This window comes from Chryseobacterium sp. GQ58 (genome assembly GCF_059758895.1).
On sequence record NZ_JCAXEH010000012.1, the window covers coordinates 1 to 5,555 of the forward strand.

General features: G+C 46.0%; 2 tRNA genes and 3 rRNA genes. All 5 read left to right on the forward strand.

From position 1 onward, the window contains the following. Positions 1–180: 180 nt before the first annotated feature. Positions 181–1,698: ribosomal RNA gene (locus tag AC6CHK_RS16070) — 16S ribosomal RNA — on the forward strand. Between the two features lie 232 nt (positions 1,699–1,930). Beyond that, positions 1,931–2,004: transfer RNA gene (locus AC6CHK_RS16075), tRNA-Ile, on the forward strand. A gap of 102 nt (positions 2,005–2,106) precedes the next feature. Beyond that, positions 2,107–2,180: transfer RNA gene (locus AC6CHK_RS16080), tRNA-Ala, on the forward strand. A 207-nt stretch (positions 2,181–2,387) separates the two neighbouring features. Next, positions 2,388–5,154, forward strand: a 23S ribosomal RNA gene (locus AC6CHK_RS16085). A 148-nt stretch (positions 5,155–5,302) separates the two neighbouring features. Further along, a 5S ribosomal RNA gene (gene rrf / locus AC6CHK_RS16090) occupies positions 5,303–5,410 on the forward strand. Together the 16S, 23S and 5S rRNA genes with 2 tRNA genes alongside form the textbook arrangement of a ribosomal RNA operon. Positions 5,411–5,555: the final 145 nt, after the last annotated feature.

Here is a 5,555-nt window from a genome sequence, read left to right on the forward strand (position 1 = left end):
AAAAAACATTTGGTCATATTAAAATAAAGTTTTACTTTTGCACACGCAAATCAGTACTGAAAACGACAGAAAATGTAGGTATTGTAAAAAGCGGAAGAAAAGAGATCATTGAAAAATAGATATAACAACCAAGTAAGGAAAAACTAAAGCGTCAAAACTTTGAGTGAGTCAGACAAACATACAATGGAGAGTTTGATCCTGGCTCAGGATGAACGCTAGCGGGAGGCCTAACACATGCAAGCCGAGCGGTAGAAGATCTTCGGATCTTTGAGAGCGGCGTACGGGTGCGGAACACGTGTGCAACCTGCCTTTATCTGGGGGATAGCCTTTCGAAAGGAAGATTAATACCCCATAATATATTGAATGGCATCATTTGATATTGAAAACTCCGGTGGATAGAGATGGGCACGCGCAAGATTAGATAGTTGGTGAGGTAACGGCTCACCAAGTCAATGATCTTTAGGGGGCCTGAGAGGGTGATCCCCCACACTGGTACTGAGACACGGACCAGACTCCTACGGGAGGCAGCAGTGAGGAATATTGGACAATGGGTGAGAGCCTGATCCAGCCATCCCGCGTGAAGGACGACGGCCCTATGGGTTGTAAACTTCTTTTGTATAGGGATAAACCTTTCCACGTGTGGAAAGCTGAAGGTACTATACGAATAAGCACCGGCTAACTCCGTGCCAGCAGCCGCGGTAATACGGAGGGTGCAAGCGTTATCCGGATTTATTGGGTTTAAAGGGTCCGTAGGCGGACTCGTAAGTCAGTGGTGAAATCTCATAGCTTAACTATGAAACTGCCATTGATACTGCGGGTCTTGAGTAAGGTAGAAGTGGCTGGAATAAGTAGTGTAGCGGTGAAATGCATAGATATTACTTAGAACACCAATTGCGAAGGCAGGTCACTATGTCTTAACTGACGCTGATGGACGAAAGCGTGGGGAGCGAACAGGATTAGATACCCTGGTAGTCCACGCCGTAAACGATGCTAACTCGTTTTTGGGTCTTTAAGATTCAGAGACTAAGCGAAAGTGATAAGTTAGCCACCTGGGGAGTACGAACGCAAGTTTGAAACTCAAAGGAATTGACGGGGGCCCGCACAAGCGGTGGATTATGTGGTTTAATTCGATGATACGCGAGGAACCTTACCAAGGCTTAAATGGGAATTGATCGGTTTAGAAATAGACCTTCCTTCGGGCAATTTTCAAGGTGCTGCATGGTTGTCGTCAGCTCGTGCCGTGAGGTGTTAGGTTAAGTCCTGCAACGAGCGCAACCCCTGTCACTAGTTGCCATCATTAAGTTGGGGACTCTAGTGAGACTGCCTACGCAAGTAGAGAGGAAGGTGGGGATGACGTCAAATCATCACGGCCCTTACGCCTTGGGCCACACACGTAATACAATGGCCGGTACAGAGGGCAGCTACACAGCGATGTGATGCGAATCTCGAAAGCCGGTCTCAGTTCGGATTGGAGTCTGCAACTCGACTCTATGAAGCTGGAATCGCTAGTAATCGCGCATCAGCCATGGCGCGGTGAATACGTTCCCGGGCCTTGTACACACCGCCCGTCAAGCCATGGAAGTCTGGGGTACCTGAAGTCGGTGACCGTAACAGGAGCTGCCTAGGGTAAAACAGGTAACTAGGGCTAAGTCGTAACAAGGTAGCCGTACCGGAAGGTGCGGCTGGAACATCTCATTTTAGAGCGTCTTTAGACGTTAAACAAATAAAGGTACTTAAATGTACCATGTACTTACTTAAAGAAAACGTTTTAGTTTTTTACTCGGTTGCTTATATTATAAAAATACAAAACCCACTAGAAATTAGTATCAGGGAAAGAGAGATTTTAGTTACAGAAGTTAGAGGTTAGATAATTAGAAGTTAGTTTTAAAGCTAACAACTAAAAACCGACAACCGACAACTAAAAACATGAAGTCTCGTAGCTCAGCTGGTTAGAGCGCTACACTGATAATGTAGAGGTCGGCAGTTCGAGCCTGCCCGAGACTACTAATTGAAATTAGAGGTTAGAAGTTAGAGTTTAGAAATTAGAAAATGAGCGAAAGCAAATAATTTAAAATCTAAAATTTATAATCTAAAATCTAGACTAGAGGGGAATTAGCTCAGCTGGCTAGAGCGCCTGCCTTGCACGCAGGAGGTCAAGGGTTCGACTCCCTTATTCTCCACAGTTTTGTGCGTTTGATTTAAAAGTAAGATGGATAGAGCCAAAACAAATATCCATTTATCAGACAAGCAGAAAGAATTAAGATCATTGACATTAACGGTAAAAATATCACAAAGAGAAAACCGAGCGCAATTAAGCGTTTGAGTTTACAAAAAATAGATTAATAGCAATATTAATCAAAACAATACTGAACTAATTAATAATTAGGAAAGAAATCGTTAAGGGCGTATGGCGGATGCCTAGGCTTTCAGAGGCGAAGAAGGACGTGGTAAGCTGCGAAAAGCTCGGGGGATTGGCACACACGAATTGATCCCGAGATGTCCGAATGGGGCAACCCGTCTGGTTGAAGACCAGTCACTCTAAATTTATTTAGAGAGCAAACCCGGAGAACTGAAACATCTAAGTACCCGGAGGAAAAGAAATCGAAGAGATTCCGTAAGTAGTGGCGAGCGAACGCGGATTAGCCCAAAAGTCTTTATATATTTAAAAGAATGTTCTGGAAAGAACAGCCATAGAGGGTGATAGCCCCGTATTTGAAAGGTATATTTGGATGATAAATGAGTAGGGCGGGACACGTGAAATCCTGTCTGAATATGGGGGGACCATCCTCCAAGGCTAAATACTCCTGAAAGACCGATAGTGAACAAGTACTGTGAAGGAAAGGTGAAAAGCACTTCGAATAGAAGGGTGAAATAGAACCTGAAACCGTACGCCTACAAGCGGTCGGAGCCCACAAGTTGGGTGACGGCGTGCCTTTTGCATAATGAGCCTACGAGTTAATGTTACTAGCGAGGTTAAGTACTTCAGGTACGGAGCCGGAGCGAAAGCGAGTCTGAATAGGGCGCTTAGTTAGTAGTATTAGACGCGAAACCTTGTGATCTACCCATGGGCAGGTTGAAGCTTTGGTAACACAAAGTGGAGGACCGAACCGGTTGACGTTGAAAAGTCTTCGGATGACCTGTGGGTAGGGGTGAAAGGCCAATCAAACTGGGAGATAGCTCGTACTCCCCGAAATGCATTTAGGTGCAGCGTCGTGTATAAGTTTATTAGAGGTAGAGCTACTGATTGGATGCGGGGGAGTCAAATCCTACCAATTCCTGACAAACTCCGAATGCTAATAAATGTTCCACGGCAGTGAGGGCGCGGGTGCTAAGGTCCGTGTCCGAGAGGGAAAGAACCCAGACCAACAGCTAAGGTCCCCAAATCTCTATTAAGTTGAAGCAACGCGGTTGGACTGCATTGACAGCTAGGATGTTGGCTTGGAAGCAGCCATTCATTTAAAGAGTGCGTAACAGCTCACTAGTCGAGCGGTCCGGCATGGATAATAATCGGGCATAAATAGAGTACCGAAGCTATGGATTTACAACCGTTGGGTTGTATCTGGTAGGGGAGCATTCTGTTTGCACAGAAGCAGTGGCGTGAGCCATTGTGGAGCGTACAGAAAAGAAAATGTAGGCATAAGTAACGATAAAGCGGGCGAGAAACCCGCTCACCGAAAGACTAAGGTTTCCTCAGCCATGCTAATCAGCTGAGGGTTAGTCGGGACCTAACGCGAACCCGAAAGGGGTAGTGGATGGACAATGGGTTAATATTCCCATACTTGCTCACACTAAAAAGGGGACGGAGTGCCGTACCTGCTGGAGACTGACGGAATAGTCAAGGCCTAGCCTTCGGGCGAAGCTGCTGCAGGGAAAGTGCTTCCAAGAAAAGCCGAAGTGAAGCAACCCGTACCAAAACCGACACAGGTAGTCGAGGAGAGAATCCTAAGGTGCTAGAGTGAATCATGGTTAAGGAACTAGGCAAAATAGTCTCGTAACTTCGGAAGAAGAGACGCCAGCAGCAATGCTGGCCGCAGTGAAGAGGCCCAGGCGACTGTTTATCAAAAACACAGGACTCTGCTAAATCGAAAGATGCTGTATAGGGTCTGACACCTGCCCGGTGCTGGAAGGTTAAGGAAGGGCGTTAGCAGCAATGCGAAGCGTTTGACTGAAGCCCCAGTAAACGGCGGCCGTAACTATAACGGTCCTAAGGTAGCGAAATTCCTTGTCGGGTAAGTTCCGACCTGCACGAATGGTGTAACGATCTGGGCACTGTCTCAACCATGAGCTCTGTGAAATTGTAGTCTCGGTGAAGATGCCGAGTACCCGCAATGGGACGAAAAGACCCTGTGAACCTTTACTATAACTTCGTATTGACTTTGAGTAAGTAATGTGTAGGATAGGTGGGAGACTTTGAAGCAGGCACGCTAGTGTTTGTGGAGTCAACGTTGAAATACCACCCTTTACTTACTTGGAGCCTAACTTCTTTTAGAAGGACATTGCGTGGTGGGTAGTTTGACTGGGGTGGTCGCCTCCAAAAGAGTAACGGAGGCTTTCAAAGGTACCCTCAGCACGCTTGGTAACCGTGCGTAGAGTGTAATGGCATAAGGGTGCTTGACTGTGAGACCTACAAGTCGATCAGGTGCGAAAGCAGGACATAGTGATCCGGTGGTTCCGTATGGAAGGGCCATCGCTCATAGGATAAAAGGTACTCCGGGGATAACAGGCTAGTCTCCCCCAAGAGCTCACATCGACGGGGAGGTTCGGCACCTCGATGTCGGCTCGTCACATCCTGGGGCTGGAGAAGGTCCCAAGGGTTGGGCTGTTCGCCCATTAAAGTGGCACGCGAGCTGGGTTCAGAACGTCGTGAGACAGTTCGGTCTCTATCTATTGCGGGCGTTAGATGTTTGAGAGGGCTTGAATCTAGTACGAGAGGACCGATTTGAACAAACCTCTGGTGTATCAGTTGTACCGCCAGGTGCACCGCTGAGTAGCTACGTTTGGAAGAGATAAGCACTGAAAGCATATAAGTGCGAAACTCGCCTCAAGATGAGACATCTTTTAAGGGTCGTTGGAGATGACAACGTTGATAGGCTATAGGTGTAAAGTTGGTAACAGCATAGCCGAGTAGTACTAATTACCCGTAGATTTATTGCCTAATTGGCAACGCTTAATTGCGCAATTAAAGGTTCTCTCTTTGTGAACATTTTTATCGATAAAACAGATGTCAGATATGAGACATTAGATAACAGACATAAAAGTCTGAAATCTGAAATCTACCCTCTGATATCTTATATACAACCTTTAGGGTGGTTTTAGCGGTGGGGCTCACCTGTTCCCATTCCGAACACAGAAGTTAAGCCCACCAGCGCCGATGGTACTGCTAAAGCGGGAGAGTAGGTCGCCGCCAGTTTTTATTTAAAAGCTCATCAAGTAATCTTGATGAGCTTTTTTTATGTGCATACATTTATAATAATAAAGTACATAATAGTACGAAAGTTTACTTAGACTTTTATTCTTGTTAAACGTGGCAAAGATAATTATTGTAGAAAATATTA